Below are 18172 nucleotides of genomic sequence, written 5' to 3' on the forward strand. Positions count from 1 at the left end.
GAATAAATCAGAGCAAGCTAACAAGCTTTGAACGGATATGAGGGAGTGAGCAATAATGGGTAAAGGTAAAATTATTGTCGTCGGTGGAGGTCTAGCAGGGCTAATGGCTACGATTAAAGCGGCTGAGCATGGACAACAGGTAGATCTATTCTCGTTAGTTCCTGTTAAACGTTCTCACTCTGTTTGTGCACAAGGTGGCATAAATGGAGCAGTAAATACAAAAGGTGAAGGGGACTCCCCGTTGATTCACTTTGATGATACAGTTTACGGTGGCGATTTTTTAGCGAACCAGCCGCCAGTTAAAGCAATGTGTGAAGCGGCACCATCAATTATTCATATGTTCGACCGGATGGGTGTTATGTTCAACCGTACACCTGAAGGTCTACTAGATTTCCGTCGCTTCGGTGGAACACAGCATCACCGAACAGCATTTGCTGGGGCGACAACCGGACAGCAATTGCTATATGCATTAGACGAACAAGTTCGTCGCTATGAGGTAGAAGGACTTGTTACGAAATATGAAGGCTGGGAATTCCTCGGGGCTGTTATTGATGAAGATCAAGTAGCGCGCGGGATTGTTGGCCAAGACTTAAAAACAATGGAAATAAAAGCGTTCCCAGGAGATGCTGTCATTATGGCAACCGGTGGACCAGGGATCATCTTTGGTAAATCAACGAATTCAATGATCAATACAGGATCAGCAGCTTCTATTGTTTATCAACAAGGCGCGATTTATTCGAATGGAGAATTCATTCAAATCCATCCGACCGCACTTCCTGGCGATGATAAACTTCGATTAATGTCAGAATCGGCTCGTGGCGAAGGCGGACGTGTTTGGACGTATAAAGACGGGAAACCTTGGTATTTCTTAGAAGAGAAATATCCGGCATACGGAAACCTTGTGCCGCGTGATATTGCCACGCGGGAGATTTTCGATGTGTGCGTAAATATGAAGCTTGGTATTAATGGCGAAAACATGGTTTATCTTGATCTCTCTCATAAAGATCCGAAAGAATTGGATATTAAACTTGGCGGCATCATTGAAATCTATGAAAAATTCATGGGTGAAGATCCACGTAAAGTGCCAATGAAAATCTTCCCTGCTGTTCACTATTCAATGGGCGGACTATGGGTAGATTATGATCAAATGACCAATATTAAAGGCTTATTCGCTGCAGGTGAGTGTGATTATTCACAGCATGGTGGCAATCGTCTAGGTGCTAACTCTCTTCTTTCCGCTATTTACGGTGGAATGGTAGCAGGGCCAAATGCTGTTAAATATATTTCGGGTCTTGAGGAAACAAGCGAATCTCTACCATCTTCTTTATTCGATGGCTATGTGAAGCAAGAACAAGAAAAATGGGATGGCATTATGTCGCTTAATGGAACAGAAAATGCCTATGTTATACACAAAGAGCTTGGCGAATGGATGACAAATAACGTAACTGTAGTACGTCATAACGATCGATTACAAGCAACAGACGATAAAATTGTCGAATTAATGGAACGGTATAAAAATATCAATATTTTAGATACATCAAAATGGAGCAACCAAGGAGCTTCTTTCACAAGACAATTACAAAACATGCTCCAATTAGCTCGGGTTATTACAATAGGTGCTCTTAATCGTAATGAAAGCCGTGGTGCCCATTACAAACCGGACTTCCCGGAACGTAATGACGATGAATTTATGAAAACGACAATGGCTAAGTTTACTGGCCCGAATTCAGCTCCTGAGTTCTATTACGAAGATATTGATGTTTCGTTAATTGCACCACGGAAACGCGACTATACGACAACTCACTAAAAAGAGGGGGAGAAAAGCATGGCTGAGACAAAGACAAAAACAGTACGGTTTGAAATATCAAGACAAGATACTCCAGATTCAGATCCATATATAGAGGTTTTTGAATTAGACTATCGTCCAAATATGAACGTCATTTCTGCCCTAATGGAAATCCGTCGTAACCCGGTAACGGTTGACGGAAAAACAACAACACCGATTTCTTGGGATATGAACTGTTTGGAAGAAGTTTGTGGCGCTTGTTCAATGGTGATCAATGGCAAGCCAAGACAGTCTTGTACAGCACTTATCGACCAATTAGAACAACCGATTCGCTTAAGTCCTATGCGCACATTCCCTGTTGTTCGCGACCTACAAGTGGATCGCAGCCGTATGTTTGATTCATTGAAAAAAGTAAAAGCATGGATCCCAATTGATGGAACGTATAATCTTGGACCAGGTCCTCGTATGCCAGAAAAGAAACGTCAATGGGCGTACGAACTTTCTAAATGTATGACTTGTGGTGTGTGCCTTGAAGCTTGCCCGAACGTAAACAGCTCTTCAGACTTCATTGGACCATCAGCACTTTCACAAGTACGTCTATTCAATGCGCACCCAACTGGCGAAATGAATCGTTCAGATCGCCTTAATGCGATTATGGGAGACGGAGGCTTAGCCAACTGCGGGAATTCACAAAACTGTGTACAATCATGCCCGAAAGGCATCCCGCTGACGACTTCAATCGCTTCCTTGAACCGTGACACAACCCTACAATCGTTCCGTAACTTCTTCGGAAGCGATCAAGTTTAATAAAAATAATGAAAAAAGAACCCGGAATTGGGTTCTTTTTTCATTATGGGAAATGGTGAATCCTCATTTATGCGTAAAACTTAGAAAATACGTGTAAAAATTTTTTCTAGTTATTTACGATTGGCACTGGGTAGAGAGTAGTATAACAAAAAAGAAAGATTTGCGTTGTAGGAGGTAATTGTTTGTTTGATTTTGCAGATGTTACCAAATTCATTTTTTCTTTTTTTCTCATCATGCCGATCGTCACGTTTATTCACTTAAGCGGTCACCTATTTTGTGCTGCGATATTTGGAGGTACAGGGAAAAAGCTTACACTCGGCTGCGGGAATAAATTATTTTCAATTTTGAAAATGGATATAAAAAAATACTACTTTTGGAATGGACACTGCGAGTTCGATAAATTACAAGTCGATCATCCATTTAAAAGTGTGATGATTTATTTAGGAGGAGCGCTGTTCAATCTATTCAGCATATTTATTATTAATGGACTCATATTTTTGGACGTATTAAATAATTCTATTTTTTGTTACCAATTCATTTATTTCTCTTTCTATATCATGTTTTTTTCACTTTTTCCGATGTATTTTTCCGATGGATCACCTAGTGATGGACAGGCAGCTTTACTTTCTTTTAAAAAACAAGAGAAGGATATTGTTACAGATGACGTTATAATAAAGAAAAAGAAGGCTGATTCTAAAAACGCAAAACCTTTAGAAGAAGATGATGATGTAATCTAGCCTTTTTGATTATTAAAGTAATAGGCTTTTTAAATAGATGATTTATCAATAGAATAAATGAATAGCTATTCATAAATAACATTCATGTGCGTCTCCTCCCAACCTAACGATGAAAAAGGTTTGGGATCTTAATTTCTGTCATATTATGAAGGTGGCGGTACGAAGCTGATTTTGCGAAGCTCCGTCCCTTTTCCACAGAAAGGAGCGAATAGAATGAGCAGAATATCATATATCGATAATATGGAAGAATGGGCGTCATCCTTTCAATTTAAACACCCGGTTAAAGTACGTTTTTCAGAAACGGATATGTTTGGACATGTAAACAATACCGTTCCGTTTATGTATTTTGAAGAAGCAAGGATTGAATATTTTAAGAGCATTGGCTTTATGCAAAATTGGGTACACAATGCGAGAGAAGAAATCCCTGTTGTCGCAGATCTACAATGTGATTTTCTCGAGCAATTGTTTTTTGATGATGAAATCGATGTTCACGTCAAGGTAGCTCGAATCGGAAATTCAACCGTAGATCTTCATTACATGGGGACGAAGGAAGGGAAAGTGTGCTTTACAGGTCGTGGCACGATCGTTCAAATTTCAAAGAAGACAGGTAAGTCAGTGGTATGGACGGAGGAAATGAAACAGAAGATGGGAGCGTTTTAGCAAGGGTTTCAAGTCTACATCATTTCTAACGAAAGGGTCAGACCCAGCATTCACAATTTACAGTTCAAATTAAACGTAAGTACTTCTACATACGATGTATAGAGTGCTGGGGAAGACCCTTATTCTTTTTACATCAATCCTAATATTATCTAGATACATCTAAATTATGAATTGTTTTGCTGACCTTCTTTGTTATGGGCGTAAGAAACTTATGGAACTTAAGAAACTTTTTCTATACAGTTTCATTAATTGAAGAAAGCACGATAGATTTGTCCATAAAGTAATTTGGAAAGACTTAAGAGCTCCGTTTTAGGGAGCGATATCTTGCTTTGAGTATCTCGTTACTTTATCGATAAAAGTCTTATTAAGCTAACTTTCTTTTCGCGGTTTCTTTTTTCATCCATGGAATTACTTCACGATTGAACCAGTAAATGTCTCTAAGGTTCATTCCTCTTGGTGCTTGGGCAGATGCTGGATTAGTAAAGGTAGAAGTGGTGATAAATTCACTGAATACGCAACCATAATTCCGTTTTGAACCATCTAATTCTCTAATTAAACTAACGCTGATTTCCTTTTGTGAACGTATATAATGTTTAATCTGTATGGCTGTCTTTCCATCATGAGGAAGATAGTAGATCAAATCAATTCCTCCGTCTGCTCCCTGTTTTGTTGACTGGTTTTTGTTTTTTTATTGGTTGTTTATGGCTATTCTTTTTTATTAATACTGGTAATAACTGATCCATAATGATAGACGAAATCATAGGGAGAACGAAAATAAGTATGTAATAATAAATATCTGTTCTATTCAATAAAAGAATAGTTAAAGTAATAAATCCAACTATTAATCTAACGAGTTGAAGGATGCTGTTTCTCTGCTTCTTATTCATGATTTTCTCTCCTGTTCTAATTTCCCTTTCAAAATAAACAATATGTCTTAGGTATCTAGCTTTTCTTCATTTAGCTACACTACGCTTCCTAGATTAACTAATTTGAGAAAATGTGTTCGTGAAATTAAAAACTTTAAAGCAACCTTCAATTTTTATTAATATAGGTAAAAATATCCAAAAAAGTCTAGTATCATTACTCATCATTTGCAGTCACTGATTCACTTCACAAAGAATAAAATACTTTGATTTCTTGAAACAACTGTGAAGAGTGAAGTTGTGGTGCCAACTGATTTAAAAGGGTATTATGGATTCTAAAGTACATATTTGGATCGATAAAACACCCAAGGCCAAGTCCGATTAATACAGATTAAAAATCAAAAATTAGGTCAAATAAAAAATCTAAAAGAAATTCACTATTCGAGCCTTGAAACAGTCACTCTCCCCCCTCTCTTGTCATACTATAACAAGACTAAATAGACACCCACTCCGGGTTTTTATGCTGGTGAAGGCAAGGAGGGTTACAACACTTGAAGGAGAACGAATTCACTCATAAGCCATTACTCACCAAAAGAGAAAAAGAAGTATTCGAACTATTAGTTCAAGATAAGACAACGAAAGAAATCGCAGGTGAATTGTTTATCAGCGAAAAAACAGTTCGAAACCACATTTCAAATGCGATGCAAAAGCTTGGAGTCAAAGGGCGTTCCCAAGCAGTCATTGAACTCCTTCGTATGGGAGAGTTGAAGCTCTAACACATTCTCGATTTCATACGAAGTTGATTGATAGAAGCTTACAGAGCACCATTTTGTCAAACTGTTAGCAGCGATATTTCTAGCACAATAATGAATGAATACATTCAAGAAGGTGCTCGTTATTGCTGTTAATTTTTTTGTATGAAGGACATGGGGACGGGTCTTCGCGACTTACTAATCTAGCCAATCTTCTTAGCTTGTATCCTTTTTTTAATATAGAAACCACCTCAAAATTTCGGCTCCGCACCGCCGCCATTATGATAGGGTGAGTGTAGCGTGATACTTGATTAGTCCTTCATGGTAAATGGTGGTGTTTTAACGTCATAGGAGTTTTGTATGAAGGACATGGGGACGGGACTTCGCCATTTACTAAAATAGCCAATCTACTTTACAAAAATACCTACTTTATCCCGCATTAACGGGCAGTAAAACCCCTACCTTAAGGCTTAGAGGAATCGAAGAAGCGTAGGTGGGGGATAACTGCCCGTAAAAGCCCGATTGGTGAGATACAGTGAAACTTACCGCTGTGCTCTTCAGCGGTTTAGTTGAACCAATCGGGTTCGTACTGTCGATTGATCGAAGCGTTTGCTGCGATCTTAGCGACAGTAGAACGGGACTAACAATCAGTGAGGGATGGAGAAAACCCCCACTGATTGAAGTTTCACTTTATAAAAAAAGTATTTCAAAAACCAGCTCCGCACCGCCACCATTGTGATTAGGCGAGTGTAGCGTGCTTAATAATAGATGCCTAATGGTAAATGGTGGCGTTTTAATGCCATATTTGTTTTGTATGCGAAGAATGGTTCTTGAAATTTCCCTATTTTTCATAGACAATAAAGACAATAAAGTTTTGTATAAGTGGTTGGGAGCTGTGAGAAATGGATGAAGTAACACATGTTGCGCATGTGGCGAGAATTGAAAAAGAGCTGCGTTATGTTTCGGGTTTGGTTAAGCAAAAGGGCCGGGAAATGTTAAATAATTATAAAATTACGCCTCCACAATTTATTGCTCTTCAGTGGTTGTCAGAAGAAGGCGATATGACAATAGGGGAGCTTTCCTCTAAGATGTATTTGGCTTTCAGCACAACGACGGATTTGATTGACCGCATGGAAAAAAATGAGCTTGTCCAACGTGTGAAGGATGAGAAAGATCGTCGGGTGGTAAGAATTCATCTTTTAGAAGAAGGAAAACGGATAATAGATGAGGTTATTAAAAAGCGTCAAGTGTATCTTCAAGACGTTTTAGTGAATTTTTCAAGTGAAGAAATCGTAACACTTAAAGAAAATTTAATTAAATTACATCAAGAAATGCGATAAGAATGAGGCGAGATGTTTGAAACGACCAATAGGCATAATGGATTCGGGAGTCGGTGGCTTAACGGTAGCGAAAGAGGTTATGCGTCAGCTACCCAATGAGAATATTGTATATATAGGGGATACGGCGAGATGCCCGTATGGTCCACGGCCAATGGAAGATGTGAAGACCTTCACTTGGCAGATGACGCGTTATCTTTTGAAATACGATATGAAAATGCTGATTATTGCATGCAACACAGCTACAGCCGCAGCTCTCGAAGAAATTAGTTCAGAACTACCGATTCCGGTACTCGGTGTGATCTACCCGGGTGCCCGTGCAGCATTAAAGGTATCCTTAAATTTACATATCGGTATTATTGGGACTGATGGTACCGTTACGAGTAAGGCGTATGATCACGCACTTGCAATGATTAATAATCGAGTGAAGGTGGATAGCCTTGCTTGTCCGAAGTTTGTTCCAATCGTGGAAAGCGGCGAGTTTCATGGTCCGATCGTTAGAAAAGTGATAGCTGAAACGCTACGACCCTTAAAGAAAACGAACATTGATACGCTCGTTCTTGGCTGTACGCATTATCCATTACTGGGGCCGGAAATTAGCCGGTTCATGGGAAGGAATGTGAAAGTCATTTCATCTGGTGAAGAGACTGCACGTGAAGCGAGCGTCATCCTACAACATGATAATCTGTTGAATGTAAGCAAAGAAACACCAAAACACCAATTTTTCGCGACTGGATCTAAGGAAATATTCCAAAGTATTGCCTATAGTTGGATCGGTGAAAAGATAGGGGTTGTCCAAACGGTGAAAATTGATTGATCAGACTAACTATTTGGACATGACACATTGGTAACAGTTTAAATACGATTGATATTGTAGGAGGCAGACCCATATGAGTCGCCTCCTATTTTTTTTGAAAAAAATAGGTCTATAAATTCCCATGGCTCGTATAAATAGTAGTACAAACTGTCCTGGGAGGGATTGAACATGACTCACGTAACAAAAATATCAGTTATCACAACTGTTCTGGCTTCTTCGCTCTTTTTAGGTGGTTGCGGCCTGTTCGGTGAAAAAGAAAAAGCAAAAATTGACCCACCAGAAGGAGTGACACTAGTAGATGATGAAGCAGGATTAAAAGAAGTGGATGGTAAGGAAGCAACTAAAACTGATAGTAAAGAAGAAGCAACCAAAACCATCAAAACCGAATTGTATTTGATTGATAAAAGCGGGTTTGTCGTACCACAAACGCTAGAGCTTCCTTCTAATACAGCAGTTGCCCAGCAAGCGCTTGAATATTTAGTCGCCAACGGACCTGTGTCTGAGGTGCTTCCAAATGGCTTTAGAGCGGTAATACCTGCGGATACACATGTAAGTGTTGATATTAAAGAAGGTGTAGCAACCGCTGATTTTTCCAAGGAATTTGCTACCTATAAAAAAGAAGATGAATTAAAAATTCTCCAAGCCATCACTTATACATTAACTCAATTCGATACGGTTGATAAAGTGGTATTAAAATTGAATGGCACGGAAATGAAAGAAATGCCGGTTAACAAAACACCGATTTCAGACGGATTGAATCGTTCAGTAGGTATTAACTTCGATTTATCTAATGTTACGGATGTTTCTAATACGATGCCGCTTACTGTGTATTATATTGGCGGTGAAGATGGTAGCTACTATTATGTTCCTGTAACAAAAAGGGTCAAAGAATCGAATACTGACACGATCACGGCAGCTGTCAATGAACTGGTAAAAGGACCAGGACTTGCCTCAAGTCTGCTTTCAGGTTTTACGGATGATGTTGCGTTAATTGCCGAACCGAAAACTGAAGATGGAAAAGTTACCTTGGATTTCAATGAGAATATTCTAGGCAGTTTCAAAGAAAGAAAGATTTCGAAAGAGGCTCTTGATGCACTGGTTCTTTCATTAACAGAACAAAAAGACATTGAAAGCGTGGAAGTGCTTGTACAAGGAAAGGGCGGTTTGGTGGATGAAGCTGGTAAAGCATTAACCGAACCCGTAAGCCGTCCTGCAAAAGTGAATACGGGCAGTTTTTAATAGAAGGATATAAATGTGTGAGGGCTGCTTTTGGCAGACCTTTTTTTGTTTGTGATGATAAGGGATTTCATTAAGTGGTAGAATTATTATGATAGAGGAAATTGTGTTAGACTTTAATTATCGTTAAAATTGGAGTACTAATTAACAAGTTAGGCATAAAAATCAACCGCGTTATAAAAAAATCTTACAGTGATTCAGGAGTGATATAGGATGAAAACGGTCATTATTGCAACGAAAAACAAAGGGAAAGCAAAAGAATTCGAAAGCTTGTTTCATTCAAGAGGGTTTCAGGTTCAGACGCTCCTTGATATCGAAGACGCCCCAGATGTCGAGGAAACAGGGACTACCTTTGAAGAAAACGCAATTTTAAAAGCAGAAGCAATTAGTAAAATGCTCGGGCAGTTTGTGATAGCTGATGATTCGGGCTTGATTGTAGATGCGCTTGATGGCAGACCTGGCGTGTATTCAGCACGCTACGCTGGTGAGGCAAAGAGCGATGCGGCCAATACAGATAAGGTTCTCGAAGAATTAAAGGATGTGCCAGAAGACAAAAGAACGGCAAGATTTTATTGCGCACTAGCGCTTGCATCTCCAAATCAAGAAACAATTACAGTGTCTGGTTCTGTGGAAGGACGAATCACAAACGAACCAAAGGGTACGAATGGTTTTGGCTATGATCCTGTTTTTTATGTGAAAGAAAAAGGAAAAACGATGGCTGAGCTCAAAAGCAATGAGAAAAATGAAATCAGTCACCGCGCTAATGCCCTACATGTACTCGAAGGAAAATTAGATGCTTTTCTTGAAAAGGAAGCAGCTCAATTATGAAAGTAGGGATTATGAGCGATAGCCATGGTCTAACGTCAGAGGTTGAAAAAATAAAAGCCCGTCACCAAGCTGAAGTCGATGTATTCATCCATTGTGGTGATTCTGAGTTAGAGAAAGCAGATGCGATTATGGAAGGGTTGTTAGCGGTTAGAGGTAACTGCGATCATGACCCTGCTTATCCAGATTATACAGTGGAAACAATCGGTGACTCGCGTTTTTTGGTCACCCATGGTCATTTGTATAATGTGAAAATGACCGTTATGAATCTTTCCTATAAAGCGGAGGAAGAGCAAGCGGACATCATTTGCTTCGGTCATTCACACATCCCCGGTTCTGAAATGATTGACGGGAGACTATACATTAACCCAGGGAGCATACGCCTTCCAAGAAACCGTAAAGAAAAAACGTATGCCATCCTCGAGCTCACTCAAAAAGAAGCTATCATCCATTACTACGATGTCGAGGGGAATTTGGTAAAAGACTTAAGCAATGCGTACACATTTGAATGAGATCATGTATAATAGACAGAAGAAGTCCACTTCTGTCTATTCATACTCAGTAAAATAAAAAATCACGAAAAAGAGTTGACTATCCAACTTCCACATATTATAATAAATCTTGTCGTTAGGCATTTCATACCTTGTCCCAGTAGCTCAGCTGGATAGAGCAACGCCCTTCTAAGGCGTCGGTCGGGAGTTCGAATCTCTCCTGGGACGTTAGAAAATGAGCGGTAAACACCGCTACATCAACCTCTTATATCGTTTAGTGAAACAGTCAGTATGGCGGTCATGTAAGAAATTACACCGTATATTGGCTTGTATACTTTCGATATAGGGGGTTTTTTCGTATGATAAAAAGAAAAGGATAATTTGAAAATAAGTGATATAGTAACGATTTCTGGAAAGTTAGATAAATATGTTCATGGTTTATTTGGCACTACACCGAAATGGATTGTTTAAGAAGTCGACATAATTATTGAAACATACAGTAGATGAAAATTATATCTATATCAACTTTCACGTTATAATAGTATTAATGCTAAGTTGTAGGAGTGAAAGGGTATGACAAATCATTCATCTTCATTTTCAAAAGTAACGGGAAGAAAATTAACAGATGAAATCATTGAGCAATTAAAGAATAAAATTTTCTCAGGTGCGTATAAAGTGGGGGATCGTCTTCCCCCCGAACCTCAGCTTATGGAAGAATTCGCGGTAGGTCGTTCCACCCTTCGCGAATCTATAAAAGTGCTTGTTCACGCAGGAATTCTCGAAGTAAAACAAGGAAAAGGCACACGCATTTTGTCTTTGGAATGGACGAATGAAACTTCTTTTAATCAACTGTTGCAACAAGCTGATAGGAACGATGTATATGAAGCACGAGCGATGTTAGATCAAGAAGTCGCAAAATTAGCTGCAAGGCGAAGAACAGATGAAGATTTATTGCATATAAAAACCTGTTTGGATCAACGTTATAAAGCATTGCAGCAAGGAAATTATGCGACATATGTAGATGCAGATATTGATTTCCATTTAGCTATTGCCAAGGCAAGTGGGAATCAGGTCCTATATAATTTATATCAATCCTTCATTCCTGTTTTACGGAAGATCTTGAGCAGCCTTATTGTACATGTAACGAATTATAACGATAACTCAGAGATACATGAGGATTTATTTCAAGCCATCTTAGCGCAAGATGAAGAGGAAGCCATTCGTTCTGTAAACCAAAATTTGGAGCATTAACAGCTCCTTTACAAAATTAAACGTCTGATGATACGATGTTTAGAAATCTATGTAAAGGGAGTTTGAAGATGAAGAAACAAATACTATTTATAATTGTAGCTCTATTTCTCGTTTCCTTAAATTTACGAATGAGCATTGCTTCGATATCCCCTGTATTGGAGAACATTAGAAATGATTTAGAATTAAGTAATGGTATGGTCAGTTTGCTTACATCCATTCCAGTCATTTGTATGGGCTTTTTTGCATTTTTCGCAACAAGGGTAAGCGCTCGATTTGGATTAGAAAAAACGATTGCGACCTGTTTGCTCTTAATTGGTATAGCCACAGCATTTCGAGCTTTTACGAATTCAGCAATAACCCTGCTTATTACAGCCTTTTTAATTGGAATAGGTATAGCCATTTCTGGACCTCTAGTTTCGGGATATATTAAGCAAAAGTTTCCGAATAGAATTGGGATGATGGTCGGTGTTTATTCTGTAGGAATGGGTATTGGTGCTTCATTAAGTGCCGGATTAATGATTCCCTTGCAAAAGCAACTAAATGATTCATGGCAGCTTGCTTTAGCAAGTTGGAGCATTTTTGCAGTCATTGGATTATTATTTTGGTATCCGATGGTGAAAAAAAGTGAGTTTGTTAAGAATTCAACGAAGGCAACGATTCAATTGCCATTTAAAAATAAAAACGTATGGTCGTTTACGCTCATATTCGGTCTACAAGCTGGTATGTTTTATTGTATAAGTACATGGTTAGCACCGATTGCACAATCAATGGGATTTAGTGGGGAGCAATCAGGAACACTCATTACTTTATTTACGATTATTCAAATGATCTTTAGCTTTTTAATTCCATCATTAGCAGATGTATATAAAAACGAAAAGGCTTGGTTAATGGGAAGTACATTATTTGTTTTAATTGGTTTGTTATGCATCGTCTTTCATATAGTGAATCCTTGGCTTGCAACAATTCTGATTGGGATTGGACTTGGTGGATTATTCCCTCTGGCACTGGCACTTCCGTTAAACGCAGTTTCTTCGTCAAGCGAAGCAAGCTCTTGGACTTCAATGATGCAAGGGTTTGGTTATATGCTTGGTGGAGTCATCCCCTTTATCGCAGGATTAACAAGAGATTATATCGCATATGAAAAACAAGTATTTGTATTAATGATTATTCTTTGTATGGTCCTATTTATTGCGTTACTAAGATGGCGAGGAGATAAGAGAGTAAATCAATAATATTAAAACATTGTATTAATAATAATTAAAGATTCATAACACGAAGTAAATTAGATAAAACTAGAGAATTTATTTTGAAATTATCAACCTTTTTTTAATATAGAAAACCAACATAACTACAAAACCATTCAATAGCTTCCCTATAATAATGTTAGCTTGTTACTTGTGAATGTATGAGTGTTGTTGAAGAAATCGACACGACCAATTAGAAGAAGTTTCATATACTTGCTTCATTGGATAGACTCTGAAAACCCTATAGCCTAAAAGGCTATAGGGCCCACTTCTGATATCTTGTCATTTCAAAGATGCAGCAGCAAACTCATCTTTAGTATGATCGAAATAGAGCTAAGCTTACTTATCGTTCAAGAGATATTAACCAAGAGTAGTTCCAGTTGTAGAGCCAGGAATTATTTGGTTTCCAGTAACTTGAATTTGTTGAACTTGTAATACTTTTAACGTAAGGTCCATGACAATCTTTTCACGCAAAGTGCTAAACGCTTGTTCAGGTTCGACCATAGTTGGTGAAAAATCAAGTTCAAAGAAGTTGGCACGTACTAACTCACCATAAGGTTGTTCATTATAGTTCACAAGGTTCTGGAAGAAATATTTATCCAAACGTGGAGCTACTTGATTTGCTTCATTAAGAAACATAGCTGAGTTAGCTGAAGAACCAGCTAGAATTGGGAATAAGATAAAGTCCGCTGCTGTAAGATCTGCGAATCCAGAAAACGGAACATCTGCAATTCGATCAAACAAAGTTCCATTACATTCGGTTGAAGCGTATTCAATATTTTTGCGAATGAATCCAGAAACAAATAATTTAGCTCTTGTTACGTTGAAGAAATTAGTGCCAGCAATTGGAGCAAATTCAACAGGCACAAGCTTGACTTGATTTAGAAATGCATTCTTAAGAACTCTTTTAATTTCCGTTGCTGCTGGCGAAAGTGGAATATCCGCCTCTACAACAATTTGTAATGTTCTTTCTGCTACTACAACCGGGATTTTAATCGTTGGAGTACTTGCTACACTAACGAGTGGTGTTGCTTGATCGCTTAATGGAATTTGTTCTGTCGAAGTTACTGGACAAGGTGGGTTAACTTGTTGTAAAGGTTGATTATTGAGGTTATCGCTCATAAAGTAATCTCTCCCTAATATTTTCTAATTTTTATTACCGTACGAAATTACTATATTCAACATTTTATTTTTAGCATGGGTCATTGAAGTAGGAGCTTGGCCTCTTTTATTTGATAGCCTTGATTTTTCCAATGGATTAAGGTTTTCAGGCTTTAAATGCCGTTGGGATTGGATTAATATCTCTATTTCGGGAGCTAACCATGGGACTTGCGAGTTCTCATAGTAACATTTTCCTTTAAGCGTTATCGTATCTAACTCGAACACTTTGTTCTTGTAGTAAATGCACGAATGTAACTAACACTGTTTTCTGGGCTAATTGCTTTTCATTTGCTTCCTTTTTTGTGTGTATGGGATTTACTTGAACGGACTCAATAGGAGTATGGTTGTAGTTTTCATGAACCGTGTCTGATAAACTTGTATGTTCATGAATTTCGGAAAAAATTAAACGACAATATGGCTGCTCTGGATAATACGTTACATTGTTGAATAGTTTAGTGTTAGTTTGAGGGACTTCTTTATTATTTGGGTCAAAAAAGTCAAATGTTTTTTGAGTAATCGCTCCAAATACCGGTGGATGGAGGAAATTATTAATTTCGACAATAGTGGAGAATGGTCTTTTTTTTGTTATTAAATAAATTTTTCCGTCTTTGTAAAGTGGATCTGTTTCAAGATCCTGTTTAGCGGCTGTATATTCAATGTTTTGGATGATATATCCTTCTATAAATAAGTTTCCTTTTAATGCTTTAGACATCCCGTTCTTTAATGGTTCAGAAAATTGGGTTGGTATAAACTTACTATTTGATAGGACAACTTTATTGGAAATTACGTTAATCCACATAATATTTTCCTCAAACAATACGGCTTCTTCTAAACAAATCTCTATTTTGTATTCCCCAACTACAACCGGAACTCTAATATTTACAAAATCAAAAGAAGTGCTAGATTGATTATTTTTTTCCTCCGATTTATCAACGGGTGAATCATGTACGGGAACGACAAGCGAATCATCCTCATACAGGTCCTCATCGATGTCGTCCCTGTTAAAAATCTTGTGTTTTTCATCAGCTAAGTTGGAACCAGAAGGATCGTTTGAATCAAATGCAACCTCCGTTGGAGAATAATTGCTAACGTCGGCTTGAAAATTCTGCTGATCATTAGTGGGTTCGGTTGTGTCCATAACAGAATTATCTTTAGCTTCCGGTTCGATTTCAGAAGGTTGCTCAATACTTATACATGCAGGTGAGTCAAATGAATTATTAATTGTTTCTGGAAGAGAATTTTCATTAAACTCGTCGCCTTCATCTGAGACACAAAGGCTAGGAATATGATTTGATAGTCGACAATCCATTTTCCTGTTAAAAATCTTGTGTTTTTCATCAGCTAAGTTGGAACCAGAAGGATCGTTTGAATCAAATGCAACCTCCGTTGGAGAATAATTGCTAACGTCGGCTTGAAAATTCTGCTGATCATTAGTGGGTTCGGTTATGTTCATAACAGAATTATCTTTAGCTTCCGGTTCGATTTCAGAAGGTTGCTCAATACTTATACACGCAGGTGAGTCAAATGAATTATTAATTGTTTCTGGAAGAGAATTTTCATTAAACTCGTCGCCTTCATCTGAGACACAAAGGCTAGGAATATGATTTGATAGTCGACAATCCATTTTCCTGTTAAAAATCTTGTGTTTTTCATCAGCTAAGTTGGAACCAGAAGGATCGTTTGAATCAAATGCAACCTCCGTTGGAGAATAATTGCTAACGTCGGCTTGAAAATTCTGCTGATCATTAGTGGGTTCGGTTATGTTCATAACAGAATTATCTTTAGCTTCCGGTTCGATTTCAGAAGGTTGCTCAATACTTATACACGCAGGTGAGTCAAATGAATTCTTAATTGTTTCCGGAAGAGAATTTCCATTAAACTCGTCGCCTTCATCTGAGACACAAAGGCTAGGAATATGATTTGATAGTCGACAATCAATTTTGATGACTGTAAAATCTTTGTTTTTACCGCAGGAGGTGGAAGGAGATTCTATTTGAACTCTAGAAGAATTAACAATGTTTATTTGTCTGGATATAATTTCCTGCATCTTTGTCGAATTCACCCATGGAGTCTTCACTATACTCAACTCCTAAATGAAATTTTTTCACCTGTTATTTATGTATGCTGTTTCTCCGCTATTGTTCCTCTAATCTGTATATTTCTAGTGCCCGTCGAAAGCGGTATGTTGAAGGAAAAGAGCGCATGTAGTGAATATGTGGAGAGTAGAAGTGTTGATGCAATTCGCTAGTTCAAGAGTCTGCATACTAGAACAAGTCTTGTATGAAGAATTTAAAAAGAAAGATAAAACGAATAAATATAGCAAAACAAGACGAGTCTACCTTCAAAAACCGAAAGTAGATTCGTCTTTTTCATAAAAAACTTTAATAATTCATCAAAAGGCCTAAGTGTTTCGGTGGTCTTGATAAAAGGGCGTAATCTTTAAACAAATCAGAATAGTAGGGGGTAGCTAGAAGCGTCTTCTTTTGTTGGGATTTTACTGTTCTGATATTTGATGGCATTAGGGCAATTGAATAAGAAAGAATGCCCATTTGTCCAATCGTCCCAAAGGTTATCTGAATAAATTGAAATAAAAGGGGTGAAAAGATGGGATATACGTTTATTCATAAAAGTTATAGCAGACATAAGTGGAATCGATCGAATTGTACATGTGAACGTGGTAATTGGTGTCGGGATTGTTGTGGGTGTGATGGACCAAAAGGAATCCCGGGTCCACAGGGAATACCCGGTCCTCCAGGTACAGGAAGCGTCATTCCGAGTGTTGAAAGATATTTTTATATTGTAACCTCAAATATTGAGACCCCTGAAACGATTCCTGCGAATCAATTTACAAACGATGATGGGATGCCTGCTACAGCATTTCCAGCTTCATTTGCGTATTACACCCTTTATATGAACGCGATGGTTCAGACTGCAGATACTTCATCTGTTACTACTGCAGCGCTCACGGTTCCTGATGGAGATGTATTAGATCCAGCAACTCCAATTGTCGTTGAATTTGTCGTAACGTAATCAATCAGCAGGGATTTTAAAATCGGACAAGATTATTAAAAAAGAAAATATTTAGCGGGAAATAGAAACGGGAAACTTTAAACATTTAAGGTTTCCCGTTTCGTAATTTTCATTTGACCTTTAAGATTAAAAGTAGATGTTTTTGCAAAAAAATCATATGAAAATTCACGCGAAATAAAACTAATTTTTACATGAAGTCGTCTAAGGTATAGAAAGAAAGGGTGAGATACGTGAAGGAGTTAGTTGCAGAAGCTCTCCAAAATGGCGAGGAGGACGCGCTGCTTGATGAGATCATGACGGTGTATGGACAAGATATCTTGCAGCTTGTTTATTCGTATGTGAAGAACCTTCCATTGGCAGAAGATTTAACTCAGGAAATCTTCGTGAAATGCTATCAAGCACTGCCGAGGTACAGGGGACAGGCGAAAATACGTACTTGGCTATGGCGGATCGCGATCAATCATTGTAAGGATTACTTGAAGAGCTGGTATTATCGCCAAGTCGAATTAGACGCTGGAAATCATGCTGGTTTTCAAGCAGTAGATCATGTTGAACAAGATATCATTCAAAAGGATGAGGATCAGGTATTAGCAGATGCTGTCATGAATCTTCCGGTGAAGTACAGAGAAGTGATTTATTTGTATTATTTTCAAGAGCTTACGATTAAAGAATTGGCAGAAATGACAAGGAACAGTCAGAGCACGATTAAAACAAGGATGCGCAGGGCGAAACAAATATTAAAGAACAGTTTGGAGGGAACAGGATGGAAAATCGATTAAAACAGTTGAAAAAAGCGATGAAGACTACTGTTTTTTCAGGCGTGAATTTTTCAGAAAAACATCAGAAAAACATTCGTCAGGCCATTGTAAATGAAGGAGCTGGTGAAGAGGAAGTCATTCTTGCGATTTTTAGAATGTTGAAAAGTGAAAAAAGCGGCTTTGAAATTATGGGCGTTCTGACGAGTAAAGGGAATATAAAGTTCGCTGATCATGAAGGTTTGTTGTATGCATTACTACATGATTTAGAACAAAAAGAGTACATACAAGCATATTGGGGAACTTCCGAGCAAAAATTATACAAATTGAATGATAAAGGGCGGAAGCTGTTGAGCAAAGCGGAGACAAAAAAAGAATCGGCCTCATTTGTTCTTCAAACCGTAATGGGTGGATAATTCT

At 38.1% G+C, this 18172-nt stretch carries 18 protein-coding genes, 1 tRNA gene and 1 pseudogene; 16 read left to right on the plus strand and 4 right to left on the minus strand.

What is annotated here, in order from left to right; translation table 11 throughout:
• The first annotated feature begins 55 nt into the window (after nt 1–55).
• From sdhA to ACIQZI_RS03115, 4 genes are all read left to right on the plus strand, one after another.
• Nucleotides 56–1807, plus strand: coding sequence for a succinate dehydrogenase flavoprotein subunit (sdhA, locus tag ACIQZI_RS03100; RefSeq protein WP_403069245.1), 1752 nt, complete (start codon nt 56–58; stop codon nt 1805–1807).
• An 18-nt stretch (nt 1808–1825) separates the two neighbouring features.
• A complete protein-coding gene (sdhB, locus tag ACIQZI_RS03105) occupies nt 1826–2593 on the plus strand; it encodes a succinate dehydrogenase iron-sulfur subunit (RefSeq protein ID WP_062177014.1) in 768 nt (255 codons plus the stop codon).
• Between the two features lie 182 nt (nt 2594–2775).
• The gene (locus ACIQZI_RS03110; protein ID WP_403069248.1) at nt 2776–3330 is read left to right on the plus strand and encodes a hypothetical protein; all 555 of its coding nucleotides are present in this window, start codon (nt 2776–2778) and stop codon (nt 3328–3330) included.
• A gap of 213 nt (nt 3331–3543) precedes the next feature.
• Nucleotides 3544–3990: an acyl-CoA thioesterase gene (locus ACIQZI_RS03115; RefSeq protein ID WP_403069251.1), complete on the plus strand. Its 447-nt coding sequence runs from the start codon at nt 3544–3546 to the stop codon at nt 3988–3990.
• Between the two features lie 364 nt (nt 3991–4354).
• Here ACIQZI_RS03115 and ACIQZI_RS03120 read toward each other — a convergent pair whose 3' ends face one another.
• On the minus strand, nt 4355–4630 hold the full coding sequence (locus ACIQZI_RS03120; protein WP_403069254.1) for a restriction endonuclease: 276 nt from the start codon (nt 4628–4630) through the stop codon (nt 4355–4357).
• Between the two features lies 1 nt (nt 4631).
• The gene (locus tag ACIQZI_RS03125; protein ID WP_403069257.1) at nt 4632–4877 is read right to left on the minus strand and encodes a hypothetical protein; all 246 of its coding nucleotides are present in this window, start codon (nt 4875–4877) and stop codon (nt 4632–4634) included.
• Nucleotides 4878–5404: 527 nt separating this feature from the next.
• Here ACIQZI_RS03125 and ACIQZI_RS03130 point away from each other — a divergent pair.
• The 9 genes from ACIQZI_RS03130 to ACIQZI_RS03170 all read left to right on the plus strand — a co-directional run bounded on the left by ACIQZI_RS03130 (nt 5405) and on the right by ACIQZI_RS03170 (nt 12794).
• Complete coding sequence (locus ACIQZI_RS03130; protein WP_028392149.1) at nt 5405–5629, plus strand: helix-turn-helix domain-containing protein; 225 nt, start codon at nt 5405–5407, stop codon at nt 5627–5629.
• Nucleotides 5630–6507: 878 nt separating this feature from the next.
• Entirely contained in the window at nt 6508–6945 is a 438-nt protein-coding gene (locus tag ACIQZI_RS03135; protein WP_403069260.1) for a MarR family winged helix-turn-helix transcriptional regulator, read from the plus strand.
• 16 nt (nt 6946–6961) lie between these two features.
• Nucleotides 6962–7759: a glutamate racemase gene (gene racE, locus ACIQZI_RS03140; RefSeq protein ID WP_062177028.1), complete on the plus strand. Its 798-nt coding sequence runs from the start codon at nt 6962–6964 to the stop codon at nt 7757–7759.
• Between the two features lie 168 nt (nt 7760–7927).
• Entirely contained in the window at nt 7928–8998 is a 1071-nt protein-coding gene (locus ACIQZI_RS03145) for a GerMN domain-containing protein (protein WP_403069264.1), read from the plus strand.
• Between the two features lie 210 nt (nt 8999–9208).
• Nucleotides 9209–9823 (plus strand): XTP/dITP diphosphatase, encoded by a 615-nt coding sequence (locus ACIQZI_RS03150; RefSeq protein WP_403069267.1) that lies wholly within the window; start codon nt 9209–9211, stop codon nt 9821–9823.
• Nucleotides 9820–10332 carry a metallophosphoesterase gene (locus ACIQZI_RS03155; RefSeq protein ID WP_403069270.1) on the plus strand — a complete coding sequence of 171 codons (513 nt, stop codon included), beginning with the start codon at nt 9820–9822 and terminating at the stop codon, nt 10330–10332. Before ACIQZI_RS03150 ends, ACIQZI_RS03155 begins: the two co-directional genes overlap by 4 nt.
• A 133-nt stretch (nt 10333–10465) precedes the next feature.
• Nucleotides 10466–10539 (plus strand) — tRNA-Arg (locus ACIQZI_RS03160).
• A gap of 345 nt (nt 10540–10884) precedes the next feature.
• Nucleotides 10885–11562 carry a FadR/GntR family transcriptional regulator gene (locus tag ACIQZI_RS03165; protein ID WP_403069273.1) on the plus strand — a complete coding sequence of 226 codons (678 nt, stop codon included), beginning with the start codon at nt 10885–10887 and terminating at the stop codon, nt 11560–11562.
• 62 nt (nt 11563–11624) lie between these two features.
• The gene (locus ACIQZI_RS03170) at nt 11625–12794 is read left to right on the plus strand and encodes an MFS transporter (RefSeq protein WP_403072008.1); all 1170 of its coding nucleotides are present in this window, start codon (nt 11625–11627) and stop codon (nt 12792–12794) included.
• A gap of 372 nt (nt 12795–13166) precedes the next feature.
• On the opposite strand, the gene ACIQZI_RS03175 is transcribed toward ACIQZI_RS03170, so the two are convergent.
• Both ACIQZI_RS03175 and ACIQZI_RS03180 read right to left on the minus strand, forming a co-directional pair.
• Entirely contained in the window at nt 13167–13928 is a 762-nt protein-coding gene (locus ACIQZI_RS03175; protein ID WP_062177044.1) for a CsxC family protein, read from the minus strand.
• Nucleotides 13929–14163: 235 nt separating this feature from the next.
• Nucleotides 14164–16044 (minus strand): DUF7852 domain-containing protein, encoded by a 1881-nt coding sequence (locus tag ACIQZI_RS03180; RefSeq protein WP_403069276.1) that lies wholly within the window; start codon nt 16042–16044, stop codon nt 14164–14166.
• A gap of 752 nt (nt 16045–16796) precedes the next feature.
• Here ACIQZI_RS03180 and ACIQZI_RS03185 point away from each other — a divergent pair.
• From ACIQZI_RS03185 to ACIQZI_RS03195, 3 genes and pseudogenes are all read left to right on the plus strand, one after another.
• Nucleotides 16797–16997: pseudogene (locus tag ACIQZI_RS03185) on the plus strand (DUF4183 domain-containing protein); the annotation flags it as partial.
• A 230-nt stretch (nt 16998–17227) separates the two neighbouring features.
• A complete protein-coding gene (locus tag ACIQZI_RS03190) occupies nt 17228–17776 on the plus strand; it encodes a sigma-70 family RNA polymerase sigma factor (protein WP_403069279.1) in 549 nt (182 codons plus the stop codon).
• Entirely contained in the window at nt 17761–18168 is a 408-nt protein-coding gene (locus ACIQZI_RS03195) for a PadR family transcriptional regulator (protein ID WP_403069282.1), read from the plus strand. Before ACIQZI_RS03190 ends, ACIQZI_RS03195 begins: the two co-directional genes overlap by 16 nt.
• The last annotated feature ends 4 nt before the right edge of the window (nt 18169–18172 follow it).

The sequence above is a fragment of the Peribacillus sp. NPDC096379 genome, from assembly GCF_044762875.1.
Lineage (GTDB): Bacteria > Bacillota > Bacilli > Bacillales > DSM-1321 > Peribacillus.

Excerpts from the sequence above, each read along its gene's own strand:
- ACIQZI_RS03145 (WP_403069264.1), top strand. The coding sequence starts at position 7,928 with ATGACTCACGTAACAAAAATATCAGTTATCACAACTGTTCTGGCTTCT.
- ACIQZI_RS03195 (WP_403069282.1), top strand. The coding sequence starts at position 17,761 with ATGGAAAATCGATTAAAACAGTTGAAAAAAGCGATGAAGACTACTGTT.
- ACIQZI_RS03175 (WP_062177044.1), bottom strand. The coding sequence starts at position 13,928 with ATGAGCGATAACCTCAATAATCAACCTTTACAACAAGTTAACCCACCT.
- ACIQZI_RS03125 (WP_403069257.1), bottom strand. The coding sequence starts at position 4,877 with ATGAATAAGAAGCAGAGAAACAGCATCCTTCAACTCGTTAGATTAATA.
- ACIQZI_RS03165 (WP_403069273.1), top strand. The coding sequence starts at position 10,885 with ATGACAAATCATTCATCTTCATTTTCAAAAGTAACGGGAAGAAAATTA.
- sdhA (WP_403069245.1), top strand. The coding sequence starts at position 56 with ATGGGTAAAGGTAAAATTATTGTCGTCGGTGGAGGTCTAGCAGGGCTA.
- ACIQZI_RS03115 (WP_403069251.1), top strand. The coding sequence starts at position 3,544 with ATGAGCAGAATATCATATATCGATAATATGGAAGAATGGGCGTCATCC.
- sdhB (WP_062177014.1), top strand. The coding sequence starts at position 1,826 with ATGGCTGAGACAAAGACAAAAACAGTACGGTTTGAAATATCAAGACAA.
- ACIQZI_RS03155 (WP_403069270.1), top strand. The coding sequence starts at position 9,820 with ATGAAAGTAGGGATTATGAGCGATAGCCATGGTCTAACGTCAGAGGTT.
- ACIQZI_RS03135 (WP_403069260.1), top strand. The coding sequence starts at position 6,508 with ATGGATGAAGTAACACATGTTGCGCATGTGGCGAGAATTGAAAAAGAG.
- ACIQZI_RS03150 (WP_403069267.1), top strand. The coding sequence starts at position 9,209 with ATGAAAACGGTCATTATTGCAACGAAAAACAAAGGGAAAGCAAAAGAA.